The following is a 16,989-nucleotide window of genomic DNA, read 5'->3' as shown; positions in this document are numbered from 1 at the left end:
TGGCTAAACTATCTCGCCAAATCTTCACGACAACAATCTCCAAATATTCAACATGTTTATTAGATTTCTTCATAGTGGTGTTTGGCTTAGCTCAATGGGCTCATAGAGATTGGAATTCTATTTTTAGCCATCTAGATGTTTACATACCCAAAAAAACAAGCTAGGTTAATATAATTCATGCGAATGACATCTATCTGAAGGGAATTCATGGTCGAGCTAAAACACCTCCGTACGCTAACAACACTGCGAGACACTGGTTCGCTGACCGCGACGGCCACGACTCTCCATTTAACTCAGTCCGCACTTTCTCATCAGATAAAAGATCTTGAAGCGAGGATTGGTGGTCAACTCTTTCTGCGTAAAACGCGTCCAGTTAAGTTCACCTCCGAAGGCGAGATTTTTTTAAAGCTCGCCGATGAGGTGTTACCTCGCGTTGCCAAAGCTGAGAATGAGATTGCCAGTCTCAAAGAGGACGTAAATGGTCGGCTACACATGGCGATTGAGTGCCACTCTTGCTTTCAGTGGCTGATGCCTGCGCTCAAGGAGTATCAACTTGCTTGGCCAAGCGTGACGCTCGATTTTTCGTCAGGATTTGGCTTCGAACCATTACCTGCGCTACTTGCAGGCGAGTTGGATTTGGTGATTACCTCCGACATTCAGCCAAGATCCGAAGTCCATTACGAGCCTCTATTTGACTTCGAAATGCGATTGGTGACATCGATTTCCCATCCCCTGGCACAAAAACCTGCCATTGAGCCACAGGATTTAGCCGATCAGACAATGCTCTCTTATCCGGTTCAGAAGAATCGATTGGATGTCGTTAAACACTTTTTGCAACCCGCCAACGTAGAACCAGCAAAATGGAAGCAGGCTGACAACACTCTGATGCTGATCCAGATGGTCTCTGCTGGTCTTGGGGTTGCCGCATTGCCTAACTGGGCCATCAGTGAATTTTCGAGACAGGGACTGATTGCCAGCATCCCACTGGGGAATGGTTTATGGAGACGGCTATTCGCCGCCATACGCCATTCAGATAGGGACAAGCGTTACCTACAGGCATTTTTTAATACTGCCCGTCTACAATCTCAAAGCCATTTAGACGGTATAAAAACGGTTTAGCGGAAACAAAAAAGGAGGCATACACCTCCTTTATCGTTATCTTTGGTACGCTTTAAACTGGTTCGTCAATGGGTCATAGTTGTAACCTAGCATATCCAGTTTACCTATCACCGCTTCGACATCCATTTCATACATGCTGACTAACTCTTCAAAAGAGTCACATTCCAAGCGCAGCTTTTCGTTGACAATACCTAGTAGAATTATGCTGTCAAAGCTGCCGGCATTACTAAGATCCATCACCCTCTCCTTTTGCACACTCGCCTTCTAAGCCTAGACCTAAACGGAGAAAATTGAAGTGATTCAGCTCTAATCTTTGTAGAAGCAAGCTAACAAACTTACAGCATTAACAGTGCTTGGTTTGAGGTCGCTGAAAGGAGTAAAAATGCCAGTGCCATCGCCAGTTGCAGTTTATTTATCTCTTTTGAGGTCAACATGTGCCAACACCAAATGACCACCGCGGTAATAAGTAGTGCCAAACCAACCAGTAACGGCTGAGTAATGTTGGTTAATGCCTCAGCAGGCAAACCAGAAGCTTTGAGCAGTATGGCTAAACTCATTAGCATTGCCGCAACTACACCTGTCACAGGCAATATTCTATGAAACGCCTGTAAGCGAGTACGAGCAATGGTCAGCAGCAGATGAGCCAAGATTGCCCCTAAAAGGAAAACTTGGATCAGAACACTCAGGCTGGCAGCGAGAGAACTTTGCGTCGTCACTTCTATACCGACATAGGCTAACGCCAAGCCATTGGCAAGGTACATCACCCAAAGCGGACCTTGATCGCGGGTTTTCTTGGTTTGAACTTGGGTATAAAAGTAAGCAATTGCGAACACAACCATCATGGCTTCAATACGCAATGAAGAGACCGCAAGCCAAAGAATCGCCAAGGTTGGAAGCATTTTATGAATACGACCTCTTTGACCTGGACAGATATCGCCTTTAACTAAGATCAGAGTGAGAATAAGCTGCGCCCCTAACAACATAGGCGCGAAAACGGCAAGAAGTTGCTGAACCATAGTGAAATTAAATTAAGTGAGTATTTGGATGCGGATAATAGCAGACTGAACAATTTTAGCCATTGGCGAAGTGTTTTAAAATGTCTTGATTGGTGACAATGCCCAAATACTCTCCCGAATCATTCACCACCAGCCAAGGGGGTTTTATGCCCGATTTGATGATGTTAGAAATCTCGCTAAGTGGTGTCTGATGCCGAATAGTGTGAAGGTTGGTTCGCATCACTCGGTTGAGTGTTTTTTTGCAAATAGACAAATCTTTGCTGGTTTCAAGTTTTGTCCCTAATGTCGGTGACAAATGGTAATTGAGCTCTTCTCGTCCAACGACCCCAACGCACATTTTCCGATTTAGAATAGGAATGAAATCGATTCGGTATTGATCAGAGTTCAACAGTGCTCTCGCCCTTTCGATATTATCATTGGGAGCAAGACTCGGAATGTGAATCTGAGTGATACTCAATATCCCAGACTGCCTTGTGTGCTCTGAGCCTGATAGGAACGCTTCCAGTTTATCGTAATAACCCCATGCATTTTCTAATTGCTCTAAAGGCAATGGTTTAGAGAAAAAGTACCCCTGGATATAGTCCACGCCTAAACCGCACACCACTTTCAGCTCATCAAGCGTCTCAACGCCCTCCGCTACCACTTTTACATTCAGCGTATGTGCCAGTTGGGTGATCATTTTTACAATAAAGAATTTGTGTGTCCCATGTTTAAGGTCCTTAACAAACTCACGGTCAATCTTGAGAATATCGAAGTTGCAATCACTGAGGTAAGCAAAAGAACTGTAACCGGTACCGAAGTCATCGATCGCAACACTCACCCCTCTCTGACGTATATTTCGGATTAACGATGACTGTCGAGATTCACTATCGAAATAAGCACTTTCCGTTAATTCTATGGTGACCATCTCTGGTCGATTCGCATATTGATGAATGAGAGAATCAGCACTGCGTAGTACTTCATCTACTGCTAGCTTAGTGTTTAACGAACGATTAATGGTTACACCTAGCTGGTGACCAAAACGTTCCTGAATAATATTCAAATCATGCAGTGCTTTCTTACCTACGCACCAATCTAGATCCGAAACCAAATCAAGGTCTTCCGCTATCATCACCATTTCTTGCGTATTGAGAATCTTACCGTTGTTCGCTTTAAAACGACTAAGCGCCTCAAACTTCACAATATCCCAATTTTTTACATCTATGATTGGCTGATAATAGACTTCTATATTTTGCGTACGGATCAGTTTCTCGGCCCACTCTTCCAGTTCTTTGCGGCGTAAAACCTCTTTGTGTAAAGCTCCATGGTAGAAGGTAATCTGTCCGCGCTGCTCTGAGGTTTGTTCCAGCATCGCCTGTACGGCATGAGAGACCAGCAACTTGGGGTTATGGGTATCGTGGCCCAATACGGAAACCCCGACACTACCGTTAATGATAGCACTGTGTATGGTTCTCCCTGCCGACTGATTGAGAGAGGCAAAGAAGCGGCGTATGGCCTGATGAATCAACCGTATCTGAGCTGGCCCCGTGACCTTGTCACACTCTAAGCAAGCGACGAAATGGTTACTACCTAAATAGCCAACAAACTTAGCAACCTTATTGTTGGTAAGATGTTCAGACAACATCGACTTGAGTTCAAAATCATCAACCGGTCCAAAACTTGGGCGAAAGGCGACCACCATATGGATATTGGGTTCAGCACTTTCCATCCATTGCTGGGTAATGGCGCGAACAAACTGCTTTTCAGTTGGCAATTGAGTGAGCAACTCAACGCCACCTAGTTCAACGTCGGCAATCCGGTAAAGATTGTTGGAAAGGTCAAGGTATACGCCAAGATAGAATATTCCCTCGACAAGGATAATTTTCTGTAAAGTTAAGTCTTGAGGGTAGGTTTTACCATGAGATGATTGAATAAGAACGACACCAGACCAACTGCCCTCCTTGTCAACTTGCTGCCATATCTTCTGATAAAAGCTACCGCTGTGCTTGTCCGAATTTAGCAGATCCATTGGTCGACCAACCAATTGTTGGTTACTGTAACTGGCATGTTCTAGGAAGTAATCATTGCACACCACGATGTTGCGCTGTTCGTCTGCCAAAACGACACCGTGATGAGGGTTATTAAACAGTTGTTCAAATAGAGCACTTAACGTTGATGTCGTCGCATGAACAAACAGTAACGGAGTCAGGGTTCCAGTTACAAGCCTGTGGCTTTCACCACGAAAACTTAACTCCGCATAGCAACACTGGTCATCACTAAGTTGTAAACAACAACAAAAACGATGTTTGCTCTGGTATTTACATGCCTGAGCCAATAGCGCTAACAGCTCCGTTTGATCGTGATAGCTCATGCACGGCAGTAGTACGTTGCCCGTTAAAGTAGGAAGGTCTGAATTCAGCAGTTGGCGACACAAATCTTCATCAATTTGCAGTTGATGATGCTCAGTATCCCACTGCCATTCTAGTTGCGTACTCGTTGTCTGCTCGTTTGCCTTAAAATCACGTACGGAGCCTAACTCCCTGTACATAGACTCATCCTATCGTTGAGCAATCCCTAATATTAAAGTTAGAACAAACTCAACTAAGTGACAGATTTATTATTAGCAAGGCAACTAAGCGCGGCTAGCGGGCCAACTAAACCTTTAAAATGACCATACTCATCAACTAAACACCAAGGGAACGGCCTGTTTTGTTTGACGAGACTCGCTACCTTAGATTGTGGGGTATGCCAATCAATTTCGCTGATAACGGGCAACATAATTCGGTTAGCAGGTTTGTTCCAGTATGCATGCTCCTTAGTAGACTCATGGTCGGTACCCATGTTTGATGTCAAATGCAGATTCATGCTTGGCCGGTCGATATACCCGACACAAATCTTGTTGGGCTTCTACACCCTCTGCTATCACTTTTAGGTTAAGGCGTTTCGCGAGCTGAATGAAAGCGACAACAATGAGATACCAACTGGTTCGGCTGAGTTGTATAAACAATACGTTGATGAGATAACACTTTAGTCAATCAGTTCCCGATCAAGAAAATCCTCGTCCGCGGTAGCTAAATAGACTTAGTTATAATGAGGTAGATAGTCGCCCTTCAAGTCGCTATAATTCGCGCTCCTTGGCATTGAGAGCAAAATATGTACAGCAATATCACTCCTATTCACGAGCACAAAAAATATTGGGCAGAATGCTTTGGCACTGCGCCATTCCTGCCGACCAATCGTAAGGAAATGGATGCCCTAGGATGGGACAGCTGTGACATTATCATCGTAACGGGTGATGCGTACGTCGACCACCCAAGCTTTGGTATGGCGATTATTGGCCGTCTTCTTGAAGCTCAAGGGTTTCGAGTCGGTATTATCGCTCAACCAGAGTGGCACAATAAAGATGCCTTCACTGCTCTTGGCAAACCAAATCTATTTTTTGGTATCACTGCTGGCAACATGGATTCGATGATCAACCGTTATACTGCTGATCGTAAGCTGCGCCATGATGACGCCTACACACCAAACAACGAAGGTGGCAAACGCCCAGACCGCGCGACACTCGTCTACTCGCAGCGCTGTCGTGAGGCCTACAAAGGGGTACCTATCGTACTGGGCGGAATCGAAGCCAGTCTGCGTCGCCTCGCGCATTATGATTACTGGTCTGACAAAGTACGTCGTTCTGTCCTATTTGACGCTAAAGCAGACATCCTGTTGTTTGGTAACGCAGAACGTGCTTTGGTCGAAGTCGCACATCGACTAGCGGATGGTGAAGAGATCACCAGCATGACCAACATTCGTGGTACTGCCGTCAGCCTTCCTGCAGAGCCAGAAGGTTACACAGTGATCGACTCTTCGCGTATCGAGAAGCCGCGCAAAGAAGCCTTTATTCCGCCTAACCCTTATGCGGTTGAGGAACAATGTGATACTAAGGCAAAGGCGCAAGAGTCTGAAGCCAAGCCGATTACGATCCGACCATCTCGTCACGATGCAGCTACGACAGCGGTACGTATCCCACCGTTCGAGAAACTCAACAATGACCGTATTCTTTACGCTCATGCCAGTCGAATCATGCACCTTGAAACCAACCCGTATTCGGGTCGTGCATTGATTCAACGCCATGGTGATCGCGAACTTTGGGTCAACCAGGCGCCAATTCCACTTACAACGGAAGAAATGGATTACGTGTTTGGGCTGCCTTACGCACGCGTTCCGCACCCAATGTACGGTAAAGCGAAGATTCCAGCCTACGATATGATTAAAACCTCGGTAAACATCATGCGAGGCTGTTTTGGTGGCTGTTCATTCTGTTCTATCACCGAACACGAAGGTCGAATTATTCAGAACCGTTCACAAGAATCGATTCTTAACGAGTTAGAAGAAATTCGCGACAAAGTTCCTGGATTTACTGGCACAATCTCCGACCTTGGCGGGCCAACGGCCAACATGTATCGCCTAGGTTGTAGTGATCCGAAAGCGGAAGCGAATTGTCGTCGCCCGTCATGTGTTTTCCCTGGTATCTGTAACAAACTGAACACCGACCATAAACACACGATTGATCTCTACCGTGCTGCCCGCAAAGTTCAAGGCATCAACAAGGTCATGATCGCGTCGGGCGTTCGTTATGATCTTGCGATTGAATCGCCTGAATATGTGCGTGAGCTGGTGACCCATCACGTCGGTGGTTATCTGAAAATCGCTCCAGAACACACCGAAAAAGGTCCGCTGGATTTGATGATGAAGCCAGGCATGGGAGCCTATGACCGTTTCAAAGAGATGTTTGAGAAATACAGTGCAGAAGCAGGTAAAAAACAATACCTTATCCCGTACTTTATTTCTGCACACCCTGGCACGGAAGACGAAGACATGCTGAATCTCGCGCTATGGCTGAAAAAGAACAACTTTGAATGTGATCAAGTACAGAACTTCTATCCATCGCCGATGTGTAATGCGACGTCTATGTACTACTCAGAGACCAACCCACTAAAACGCGTTAAATACAAAAAGCGTGAAGAGGTTCCTGTCGCTAAAGGTGAACGTCAACGTCGTCTCCACAAAGCATTGCTACGCTATCATGATCCAGCAAACTGGCCATTGATTCGTGAAGCACTCGTCAACATGGGTAAAAAGCACCTGATTGGTGACAAACCAGGTTGTCTGGTACCAGAGGAAGATATCGAGGCTAAAACCCCAGCTCAGCGCCGTAAGTCAGGTCGACACGGTTCACAACGTTTTGCCACTAAGCATACCAAGAGCCAACCTGGCTTTGAAAAACTGCAAGGCGAGCAACGTGGACAAGGCAAAGGCCAATCAGCGAATCATAAAGGTGGTTCCGCGCCAAAACGCAATGGTAAACCGGATAGCAAACCGAGTAGCAACCGCGGCGGTAAGCCTGCGGCAAGTCACGTGGGTAAGCCACCAGCAGGGCGTAAGCCAAAACGCCGCTAACAGCAGTTTCCAGATACAAAAAGGGCCTAACGTCGATTCGTTAGGCCCTTTTAATATCTCTAACACTCGCACCTTAGCAAAGGCGTCACATCAATATACTTTGCAAGCCCTTGGCGCTTCACGCTTGGAACGTAAGGTATTTCACCAATTTTCGGCGCATCAATTTTTTGCTCTAGCATCTCAATGATATCAGCATAGTGTTCTGTTCCTGGGTTGATCCGGTTTGCGACCCAGCCGATGACTTGTAAACCGTCCGCTTTGATTGCATCGAGCGTCAACATTGCATGGCTAAGACAGCCAAGTTTAATACCGACCACAAGGACAACAGGTAGTTTTTCCTGCTGCACCCACGTTGACAAACAATCAGAGTCCGATACAGGTACTCGCCAACCGCCAGCGCCCTCAACTAACACGATATCCGCATTTTTCTTGTGCTGTGACAGCTTATCACTCAGTACGGCGTAATCGATGACGACTCCTTCTCGCTTAGCTGCAATATGTGGTGACGCTGGCAACGCTAGTGCGTATGGGTTGACGTCATCATACGCCACTTCCAACGTAGCGGCTTTTTGCAGATAGAGCGCGTCCGAATTTCGCAATCCAAACTCCGTTTTTTCGCAACCCGCGGCGACAGGCTTATAGCCTATGGTTTTTAAATCCTTTTCCGCTAGCGCGTTTAAAATCGCTTTAGACGCAACTGTTTTTCCAACATCGGTATCCGTACCCGCAATAAAAAATGCATCAATCATAGATGAATAACCCCTAAACAGACCTGATATGTTGCAGGCAGAAGACCCTGATGATTTCGGTTTGTTTGATACTCTTGTTCGACACGTTGTAACGCTTTGCGACCGGTCAAGCCATTTGCCCTGCCACCCACATGCGTTGCACCAATACCCTTAAGATCACGCATTAAAGAAAATGCCGTCTTGTACCAAACCGTAATGGTCGGTAAGTCTAGTTGATGCGTATGGCATTCAGATTGCGCTAACGCAATTTTTACCTGATTGACTGAGATAAATTGATTCACGTGTTGATATGAATCAATTTTGCTCCACGCTTGTTTTAGCTCGTTTAGAGAACCGTCGAGTAAAGTCGAAAAATAAATTGAACCCAGCGGTTTTATCACTCGACGCAGCTCACGAAGTGGCACGGATAAGTCATCACACCACTGTAGCGCTAAGCTGGAAAATGCAAAATCAATGCTATGATTTTCAAATGGCAACGCTTCGGCATCTCCTTGCAAGTACGTAGCCATCTCACCACAGCGCTGTTTAGCGGCGTCGAGCATCTGTTGCGACAGGTCAAAACAGATCACCGTCGCACCACGTTTTATCAGTTCTAATGAGAAATAGCCTGTCCCACATCCCAAATCCAATACCGTTTTACCCGTAAGATCTTGAGGCATTTTGGCCAACAAACGTAAGCCCACATCACGCTGAAACTCTGCATGTTGATCGTACGTTTTGGCTGCTCTGCCGAATGCATCAGCAATCGCTGCTTTGTCGTTGACACGGTCAGGAGTAATCAATACCGCTTGTTCCATTAATCCACTTCCTTCAAAGCTGTTTTTAGCTGATTTGCCAATGCTCGTATGTGTGCTTTTTCATGGCTAGCTGTGAGAGTCACGCGCAGTCGTGCACTACCAACAGCAACTGTAGGGGGACGGACCGCCGTCGCCCAGATACCGTTAGCTTTGAGCTGTGATGCGATATTGATTGCCTTTTCACTGCTACCAAGAATAAATGGCTTAATCGGAGTTTGAGTTGCACAGTAACCTTGTTCATTCCCTAACAGAGAATGGTAATACTCAGAGAGTTCGCACAATTTTTCTCTTCGCCATGACTGCTCCTGAATCATAGTGATCGCTTGAGTTAAGGCCACTGCCTGTGCAGGGGGCATCGCGGTCGAATAGACATGATGTCGGGCAAACTGAGTTAAATAGTCCCCCACCTCACGGCTACACATAATTGCAGCTCCAGATAGACCAAATGCTTTACCAAAGGTCACTACCAACAAATCAGGTTGAATACCCGCATGATGGCAACTGCCACGACCATCTTTACCAAGCACACCAATACCATGAGCATCATCAACCGCAAGCCAGGCTTTTTTACGTGTCACTGAATAGATATCTGCCAATGGTGATAAATCACCATCCATACTAAAAACCCCTTCTGTGACGACCAAAGTATTGCCATCAATGGAAGAGCAAAGGTGGTCAACATCGTTGTGTCTGAAACGCTTCATTTTCGCAGTCGACAACATACCAGCTTCGATCAGTGAGGCGTGATTGAGCTTATCTTGTAATAGCAGGTCATCTTTCTCTAATAGTGCAAATAGCATGGCTTGATTGGCAGAAAATCCCGAGCTAAACAATATCGCCCTTTCAAACCCCAGCCATTGGCATAAGCTCTGTTCTAGATCGCGATGAGCAGAGCTATGACCCGTCACCAATGGCGATGCCCCACTACCGTTGCCATAACGCTCTAGGCCTAGCTGCCACGCTTTGGTTAACTCTTTATCCGCGGCTAACCCAAGATAATCGTTGCTGGAAAAATTAAGGTAACTGTTACCTTCGTGAACTAAGTGGGTACGATTACCTTGTTCTATATTGAATAAAGTACGGCTTAAGCCCTGAGTTTTACGTTGCTCAAGGGCTTTAGCAATTCGAGTATTAAACGCCTGCATCGTAGAATAAGTCGTCTTTCGTTGGGCGTGCAGCCACTCGTTCCACAACTCGATCAAGAAGATCATTCTCTTCGATTTCATCGGGCTTCTGAGACACTTGCTGGCTATTAATGCCAAGCTTATCGAACAGAAGCATATCTTTGTCTTCAGAAGGGTTTGGTGTTGTCAGCAGTTTACAACCATAGAAAACGGAGTTGGCCCCCGCCATAAAGCATAGCGCTTGCATCTGCTCATTCATGTTCTCACGACCAGCAGACAGGCGTACCGCAGACTTAGGCATCATGATTCGAGCAATCGCTATCAGACGGATAAAATCGAATGGTTCAACATCTTCCACCTTCTCTAGTGGGGTACCTTTCACTTTCACCAACATATTGATTGGCACACTCTCTGGGTGAGTAGGTAGGTTTGCCAGTTCAACCAACAATCCCGCACGATCATTGGCATTCTCACCCATACCAATAATACCGCCAGAACATATCTTCATGCCTGCATCACGAACGTGAGAAAGTGTATCCAGACGGTCCTGATAAGTACGAGTAGTAATAATGTTGCCGTAGAATTCAGGCGAAGTGTCTAAGTTGTGGTTGTAGTAGTCTAACCCTGCATCGGCTAAAGCTTTCGCTTGATCCGAAGTAAGCATACCCAGCGTCATGCAGGTTTCTAACCCCATCCCTTTGACGCCCTTAATCATATCGGTCAGATGCGGCATATCGCGTTCTTTTGGGTTTTTCCATGCCGCTCCCATACAGAAGCGGGTCGAACCTGCATTCTTAGCCTTCTGCGCTGCATCTAAAACACGCTCGACTTCCATCAGACGCTCTTTCTCTACGTCCGTTGTATATCTTGCGCTCTGGGGGCAATATTTACAGTCTTCAGGACAAGCGCCTGTTTTTATCGAAAGCAAGGTGCTGACTTGGACATGATTGTGCTGCTGATATTGACGATGCACCAGTTGCGCTTCAAATAGAAGATCCATGAATGGCTTATCCATAAGTTCTCTAACTTGAGCAACTGTCCAGTTGTGACGTACTTCCACGGGACTTCCTTTAATTATTGTCAGTTTGAATACTTGGCTAGTCTACTGACACAAGGTAGACTGTCAACACCCAGCAATTTCAAAAGTTTACACTTGGTTAATTTTTAATCATTAAGATTTCAGGAACTGAACATGGATCTCGCTTTCGACCGCCGTCATATCTGGCATCCCTATACTTCAACGCTGACACCTCTGACCTGCTACCCAGTTGTTTCCGCCAAAGGAGTCATGCTGCATTTAGAGTCTGGTGAGCAGCTAATTGATGGCATGTCATCATGGTGGTCTGCGATTCATGGATACAATCACCCTCATCTCAATGATGCCGCACATAGCCAAATTGATAAGATGTCACACGTTATGTTTGGCGGGATCACTCATGATCCAGCGATTAACCTGTGTAAAAAGCTACTCTCATTTGCACCAAATAATCTTCAGCATGTATTTTTGGCCGATTCGGGTTCTGTCGCGGTGGAAGTCAGCTTGAAAATGGCGTTGCAATACTGGCATGCAAAAGGTCAAGTGAGACCGAAGTTTCTAACACTCAGAGATGGCTATCATGGTGATACGTTTGCTGCAATGTCGGTGACAGACCCTAACAACTCAATGCATTCTTTGTATAAAGGATTTCTGCCTGAACACATCTTCGCCTCTTCTCCAAAAACTGGCTTCTGGGAGGAGTGGGATGAAGCTGATTTAGCCGACTTTAAGCACAAGCTCACTCAAAATCATTCTCAGATAGCGGCCGTGATCCTAGAACCTATCGTTCAAGGCGCTGGCGGAATGCGAATCTATCATCCTCAATTTCTTAAAGGTGTTAGAGCATTATGTGATGAGTTTGGCGTGCTATTGATTCTTGATGAGATAGCGACTGGCTTTGGTCGTACCGGTAAGATGTTTGCCTGTGAGCATGCCGAGATCGCACCCGATATACTCTGCGTGGGCAAGGCATTGACCAGTGGATATATGACATTATCTGCAACGTTGGCGTCTAGCGCTGTCGCTAATACCGTCTGTGGAGGAGAAGCCGGTTGCTTTATGCATGGCCCTACTTTTATGGCCAACCCGTTGGCCTGCGCAGTCGCGACAGCCAGCATGGAATTGCTAGAGCAAAATGAATGGCAGCTGCAGACAAAGCAAATCGAACAGCTTTTTTCTGAGTTACTGCCTAAGTTAAAGCAGCACAAGTTGGTAGAAGACGTTCGCTGGCTTGGTGCCATTGGCGTGGTTGAAACCACGACGCCAGTCAATATGGAAACGATTCAAGCACTGTTTGTCGAGAAAGGGGTTTGGATCCGCCCATTTGGCAAACTGATTTATATGATGCCGCCGTTCATTAGTGAACCTGAGCATATAGAAGCATTAGTAGATGCGGTTGAATGTGCGTTGAATTGTGAAGAATGCTTTAGTGGTTAACACTTAAGTTTCGAGGCGAGTAGCTCGCGACTCGAAACTTCAAGCTTTGTTTTACTCTTGGTCAATCATCCAACGGCGGAATTCTGTTCGTTGCGATGTGTTTGCTTTGCTGTACCACAACTTCAACTGCTTAACGACTTCTTCACTTCTGGCTTTTTCTGCTTTTTTTAGTTGGCCAGCAGGAGTGTCTAGATCTGCAGTTAAAACAATACCATTCACCTCATTGTACTCATTGATAATATCTTCCAATTGCAGGTATGGCATAAAGCCCTCTTTACCAGGAAGGAACCTAGAGTCATAAACTAAAGGGCTGCCGCCCTGTAAAATGCTCCAGTTAGGGGCATGTCGAAATTTCTTTTCAGCATCAGTAAAGTTCAAAACTTTTGGGTGTTCTACTAAAACGTCACGATCAGCATTAAAAGAAATAATGTAAGGTTTCGAAATAAACTGCTCTCTCGTACTACCGTTAGTTAATCGTTTTGACATACGGACGACTATCTGGTTGAAGCCTTTGTTTATTTCATAAGAGTCACTAACTTTAACCTTTAGCCCGTTCACAGCCAGTACTTCAACACCAGACCTTACCTCTAATACATTAGCAAATGTAGAAAAAGAGACTAGTGCTGCGATAATAGTCAGTAGAAATTTCATTAGCACACCTTCAAATATTGACCATTTAAATGGAATAGAGATAAAAAAAGAGTCGCCTGAAGGCGACTCTTAATAAAACTATCTAATAGTTAGATTAGAAGTTTACATTCATACCAAGTGCTAGCATGTCTTCGTCTAAAGCAGAACCTTCTTTATCGTAGCTAGCGCCTTCGATGAATAGAGTTGTTTTCGAACCGAATGCGTATGCCACACCTGCGTAGAAACCATCAGAGTCAGTCTTAGCACCATCAACTTGCTTGTTTTCAACTGCACCGTAACCTACGTATAGACGGTACGCATCAATGTTGTATTCACCACCTAAGCGATATGCGTCAGCTTCGCTCTTATCGAAGAGCTCTTCTGATGCGTAATCCACACCTACTTTCGCATCGCCAAATGTGTATCTAGCTCCTAGGTTAAAACCTGCAGCGTGGTCTTCAACACCAGACTTTTTGTAGTCGAAGTAACCAGCAGATAGACCTAGACCGAAATCAGCGTCGTAAGAACCTGCAAAAGTAGCACCAGTAACACCAGCTTCATCAAACTGGTAAGAAGCAGATGCAACTAAACCGTTTAGGTTAGCAGTAGTTACTTTAATAATACCGTTTTCACGACCACGGTCTTCTAGATCTTGAGAGAAACCGTAGTATTCATCGAAGCCGCCGCGGAATGATAGGTCATCAAAAGAAGTAGTTTGGCGACCAAATGTTACTGTAACAGTATCAGTAAAATCTAGACCAGCGTACACATCACGGTTTTTAACGCCGAAATCATCCTCTTCTGCTAGTTGGAATTCAAATTTACCAACAGCTGCAACACCATCAGTCACTTGGTGACGAACGTTAAAACCTAGACGAGAGTCGTGGGCGTGTACGTCTGTGTCAGTACCTGTTGCTTCTGCTTTTTTAGTTTCAACAATTGCAAAAGCACGACCTGTTAGTTCTAGAGAAGAACCATCTACGTTGTAAATCTCAGCTGCGTTTGCAGAAGCTGTTGCTAGTACAGCTAGAGCGACTAGAGTCTTTTTCATAATAATCCACTGCCTTTTCTATAGAATGGGAAATCCTTGTCCGGTTCCCTTTATGTTTTTTGATGATGATTCCTTCCTCTAATGGGTCGGATATCAACGTCACTAAATTTCGAGGTCTAGATTGCAAAAGATTATTCGGCGTGTCAAATATTCTAAAAACAGAAAATAAAAAAACATTTATTTATTTAAAATCAATTAGTTACATAAAATTATGAGCAATTTTCGAGCGACTTCATAACTTTTAGCCTCGCAGTATCGAAAACTTAACAAACCATCAACACAGCATATAAATCCTAAAACCACATACTTAAACATAAAAATCAGAATATTATTCCAGTCAAATCCCAAGTTTGGCGTGATATATTTTTTACATTTAGAATTAATTGTAAGTGCCTGAAGGTTCAGTTTTTTTTTGTGAAGAAGATCCACATTTCGTTATTAAGGATTCTATTTCGTGAACTAAGTAGCGTTTAGCAAACTGTGCTATGATGCGCTACCCGCAATACAGGTCACAATATGAATACCAGTAAAATCCAACAATCCATTCGAACGAGTTATCAAAACCTCCAATCTCAGCTTGAAAACTTTGTGCCTCGTCGAGCTCAGAATTACCTCGTTGCGGAGATAGCGAAAACATTATGTGGTGAGTATCACAAATCTACCCGTATGCTCGTTGCAGAAGCTGGGACTGGAATTGGTAAGTCCCTCTCCTATTTAATGGCGACCATCCCTGTCGCGATTCATAACAATAGAAAAGTGGTCATATCTACTGCGACAGTGGCTTTACAAGAACAGCTGGTCAATAAGGATTTACCTTTATATCGCCGCCTGACTGATCGTGAGTTCTCTTTTATTTTAGCGAAAGGACGTCAGCGCTATTGTTGTGCCGAGAAACTTGCAACCGCCAGTGGCGTTGATGGTGGTCAGTTAGCCATGTTCGAGACAAAACCTAAGAAGAAAGATATCGAACAACTCGAAACAATGTACCGTTCGCTAGCGCAAAATAAGTGGGACGGCGATAGAGACTCCTGGCCTAAGCCAATCGCCGATGATATTTGGCAATTAATCGTTAGCGATAAACATAGCTGCAACAATAGTATGCCAGCGCATCGCAACTGTCCGTTTCAAAAAGCGCGCTCTGAAATGGATAAAGCAGATGTCATCATCGCCAACCATAGCTTAGTCATGGCTGATGCGGGCCTTGGTGGTGGTGTCATTCTGCCTGAACCAGAAAATACAATTTATGTTTTTGATGAAGCGCATCACCTACCACACGTAGCCAGGGACCACTCTTCTGCCGCAGCAAGCCTGAAGGGCGCGGCTAGCTGGCTAGAACGCCTTAATCAAGCGGTGACGAAATTTGCCAATATGGCAGACGAAAAACGTGTCGCTCGATTTCGAAACGAACTACAAGACTCAGTTCAGCAACTGATCCCATCTTTAACTCAGCTAGCAACTCGCTTTGATCCCACCCATTTCGAAGAAAACATTTATCGTTTTGAGAATGGCGAGTTGCCTCAGTGGCTCACAGAGGAATCTATAGAACTCAAAAAACTCAGCCACAAAGGTTCGCTAGCAGTCGCAAAAATTGCAGACCTGATTGCCGAACGAGTTAAAGAAGGTGAACTTTCAAATCGATTGGCAGAGCCAGCTCTTGCTGAACTGGGATTTTATATCCAACGTATGGATAATCTCGCTCAGGTATGGAACCTAATGGCCGAACCACAAAGGGAAAAAGGTGCGCCGTTAGCTCGCTGGTTGGAAGTCAGCCCCGAGCGTGAAGGCGACTTTATCGTCAACGTTTCACCTTTGGAAGTAGGCTGGCAACTTGACCAGCAACTTTGGAGTCGTTGCATTGGCGCGGTACTCACTTCTGCCACTATGCGTGCTTTAAACTCGTTTAGCTTTTTCTGTCGCCAAGCAGGCATCAGTGAGAAGGGCGAAGATGGTGTGCGATTTTTGGCTTTAGCATCGCCTTTTGACTATCAGAATCAAGCGGAGCTCTATGTCCCTAAAATGGCGTATGAACCGCAAGCGCCACAATTCACTGAACACTTGATTGAAAAGCTGCCTGATTTAATTGCAGACAAAAAAGCCAATTTAGTCCTGTTTTCTTCATACTGGCAGATGAATCAAGTCGCGCAAGCCCTCTCAACCGATTTCGTAAAAAGAGGCTGGGCACTGCAAGTTCAGGGTAAGGAGTCGCGCTCAGAAATACTCAAAAAACATAAAACCTTAGTTCAATGCCAAAAGACCAGCGTTTTATTTGGTACTGGCAGTTTTTCTGAAGGATTAGATTTACCTGGTGAACTGCTAGAGAACTTGATCATTACCAAAATCCCTTTCGCTGTACCTACTTCACCAGTAGAGCAGGCGCACGCTGAATACATAGAAAGTCGAGGGGGAAATCCTTTCATGCAGATCACGGTTCCTGAAGCGAGTAAAAAATTAATTCAGTCTGTCGGACGCTTGCTGCGTAAAGAGAGGGATTCTGGTAAAGTCATCATTCTCGATCGTCGCGTGATCACCAAACGCTATGGCAGCGCCCTACTCGATTCACTGCCACCATTCAAGCGGATCATCGAATAAGTATCCGTATTTAT

Annotated in this window: 14 protein-coding genes; 4 read left to right on the top strand and 10 right to left on the bottom strand. The window is 45.2% G+C overall.

Annotated elements, in window-relative coordinates:
* The first annotated feature begins 207 nt into the window (after positions 1-207).
* Entirely contained in the window at positions 208-1,119 is a 912-nt protein-coding gene (locus QTN94_RS04035) for a LysR substrate-binding domain-containing protein (protein WP_331426966.1), read from the top strand.
* 36 nt (positions 1,120-1,155) lie between these two features.
* On the opposite strand, the gene QTN94_RS04030 is transcribed toward QTN94_RS04035, so the two are convergent.
* From QTN94_RS04030 to QTN94_RS04015, 4 genes are all read right to left on the bottom strand, one after another.
* Complete coding sequence (locus QTN94_RS04030; protein WP_138973282.1) at positions 1,156-1,356, bottom strand: DUF4250 domain-containing protein; 201 nt, start codon at positions 1,354-1,356, stop codon at positions 1,156-1,158.
* Between the two features lie 98 nt (positions 1,357-1,454).
* Positions 1,455-2,135: a hypothetical protein gene (locus QTN94_RS04025; RefSeq protein ID WP_331426965.1), complete on the bottom strand. Its 681-nt coding sequence runs from the start codon at positions 2,133-2,135 to the stop codon at positions 1,455-1,457.
* A gap of 55 nt (positions 2,136-2,190) precedes the next feature.
* Complete coding sequence (locus tag QTN94_RS04020; RefSeq protein ID WP_331426963.1) at positions 2,191-4,662, bottom strand: EAL domain-containing protein; 2,472 nt, start codon at positions 4,660-4,662, stop codon at positions 2,191-2,193.
* A gap of 53 nt (positions 4,663-4,715) precedes the next feature.
* Positions 4,716-4,979, bottom strand: a complete 264-nt coding sequence (locus QTN94_RS04015; RefSeq protein ID WP_331417055.1) for a hypothetical protein — start codon at positions 4,977-4,979, stop codon at positions 4,716-4,718.
* 288 nt (positions 4,980-5,267) lie between these two features.
* On the opposite strand from QTN94_RS04015, the gene QTN94_RS04010 reads away from it, so the two are divergent.
* Positions 5,268-7,562, top strand: a complete 2,295-nt coding sequence (locus QTN94_RS04010; protein ID WP_331426961.1) for a YgiQ family radical SAM protein — start codon at positions 5,268-5,270, stop codon at positions 7,560-7,562.
* A gap of 59 nt (positions 7,563-7,621) precedes the next feature.
* Here the strand turns inward: QTN94_RS04010 and bioD are convergent, their stop codons facing one another.
* The 4 genes from bioD to bioB are packed head-to-tail and all read right to left on the bottom strand — an operon-like array spanning position 7,622 to position 11,292.
* Positions 7,622-8,311: a dethiobiotin synthase gene (gene bioD, locus QTN94_RS04005; protein WP_331426960.1), complete on the bottom strand. Its 690-nt coding sequence runs from the start codon at positions 8,309-8,311 to the stop codon at positions 7,622-7,624.
* The gene (bioC, locus tag QTN94_RS04000; RefSeq protein ID WP_331426959.1) at positions 8,308-9,108 is read right to left on the bottom strand and encodes a malonyl-ACP O-methyltransferase BioC; all 801 of its coding nucleotides are present in this window, start codon (positions 9,106-9,108) and stop codon (positions 8,308-8,310) included. Before bioC ends, bioD begins: the two co-directional genes overlap by 4 nt.
* Positions 9,108-10,253 carry an 8-amino-7-oxononanoate synthase gene (gene bioF / locus QTN94_RS03995; protein WP_331427016.1) on the bottom strand — a complete coding sequence of 382 codons (1,146 nt, stop codon included), beginning with the start codon at positions 10,251-10,253 and terminating at the stop codon, positions 9,108-9,110. Before bioF ends, bioC begins: the two co-directional genes overlap by 1 nt.
* On the bottom strand, positions 10,240-11,292 hold the full coding sequence (gene bioB / locus QTN94_RS03990) for a biotin synthase BioB (RefSeq protein ID WP_138970287.1): 1,053 nt from the start codon (positions 11,290-11,292) through the stop codon (positions 10,240-10,242). Before bioB ends, bioF begins: the two co-directional genes overlap by 14 nt.
* Before the next feature lie 132 nt (positions 11,293-11,424).
* Between bioB and bioA the strand changes: the two genes are divergently transcribed.
* Entirely contained in the window at positions 11,425-12,705 is a 1,281-nt protein-coding gene (bioA, locus tag QTN94_RS03985; RefSeq protein ID WP_331426958.1) for an adenosylmethionine--8-amino-7-oxononanoate transaminase, read from the top strand.
* Positions 12,706-12,756: 51 nt separating this feature from the next.
* Here bioA and QTN94_RS03980 read toward each other — a convergent pair whose 3' ends face one another.
* Positions 12,757-13,356: a YccT family protein gene (locus QTN94_RS03980; RefSeq protein WP_331426956.1), complete on the bottom strand. Its 600-nt coding sequence runs from the start codon at positions 13,354-13,356 to the stop codon at positions 12,757-12,759.
* Between the two features lie 94 nt (positions 13,357-13,450).
* Entirely contained in the window at positions 13,451-14,386 is a 936-nt protein-coding gene (locus QTN94_RS03975; protein ID WP_331426954.1) for a porin, read from the bottom strand.
* A gap of 516 nt (positions 14,387-14,902) precedes the next feature.
* Between QTN94_RS03975 and dinG the strand changes: the two genes are divergently transcribed.
* Entirely contained in the window at positions 14,903-16,975 is a 2,073-nt protein-coding gene (gene dinG, locus QTN94_RS03970; protein WP_331426952.1) for an ATP-dependent DNA helicase DinG, read from the top strand.
* Positions 16,976-16,989: the final 14 nt, after the last annotated feature.

Origin of the sequence: Vibrio sp. M250220 (genome assembly GCF_036533795.1) — a bacterium.
In the GTDB taxonomy this organism is placed as follows: domain Bacteria; phylum Pseudomonadota; class Gammaproteobacteria; order Enterobacterales; family Vibrionaceae; genus Vibrio.
Note: the sequence above shows the minus strand (reverse complement) of the source record. Positions and strands in the feature narration are given on the sequence as shown.

What these genes read in the sequence shown, in the direction of transcription:
- dinG (WP_331426952.1), top strand. Translation starts at nt 14,903, where the DNA reads ATGAATACCAGTAAAATCCAACAATCCATTCGAACGAGTTATCAAAAC.
- QTN94_RS04015 (WP_331417055.1), bottom strand. Translation starts at nt 4,979, where the DNA reads ATGAATCTGCATTTGACATCAAACATGGGTACCGACCATGAGTCTACT.
- QTN94_RS04020 (WP_331426963.1), bottom strand. Translation starts at nt 4,662, where the DNA reads ATGTACAGGGAGTTAGGCTCCGTACGTGATTTTAAGGCAAACGAGCAG.
- QTN94_RS04030 (WP_138973282.1), bottom strand. Translation starts at nt 1,356, where the DNA reads ATGGATCTTAGTAATGCCGGCAGCTTTGACAGCATAATTCTACTAGGT.
- QTN94_RS03975 (WP_331426954.1), bottom strand. Translation starts at nt 14,386, where the DNA reads ATGAAAAAGACTCTAGTCGCTCTAGCTGTACTAGCAACAGCTTCTGCA.
- bioA (WP_331426958.1), top strand. Translation starts at nt 11,425, where the DNA reads ATGGATCTCGCTTTCGACCGCCGTCATATCTGGCATCCCTATACTTCA.
- QTN94_RS03980 (WP_331426956.1), bottom strand. Translation starts at nt 13,356, where the DNA reads ATGAAATTTCTACTGACTATTATCGCAGCACTAGTCTCTTTTTCTACA.
- QTN94_RS04035 (WP_331426966.1), top strand. Translation starts at nt 208, where the DNA reads ATGGTCGAGCTAAAACACCTCCGTACGCTAACAACACTGCGAGACACT.
- bioC (WP_331426959.1), bottom strand. Translation starts at nt 9,108, where the DNA reads ATGGAACAAGCGGTATTGATTACTCCTGACCGTGTCAACGACAAAGCA.
- bioF (WP_331427016.1), bottom strand. Translation starts at nt 10,253, where the DNA reads ATGCAGGCGTTTAATACTCGAATTGCTAAAGCCCTTGAGCAACGTAAA.
- QTN94_RS04025 (WP_331426965.1), bottom strand. Translation starts at nt 2,135, where the DNA reads ATGGTTCAGCAACTTCTTGCCGTTTTCGCGCCTATGTTGTTAGGGGCG.
- QTN94_RS04010 (WP_331426961.1), top strand. Translation starts at nt 5,268, where the DNA reads ATGTACAGCAATATCACTCCTATTCACGAGCACAAAAAATATTGGGCA.
- bioD (WP_331426960.1), bottom strand. Translation starts at nt 8,311, where the DNA reads ATGATTGATGCATTTTTTATTGCGGGTACGGATACCGATGTTGGAAAA.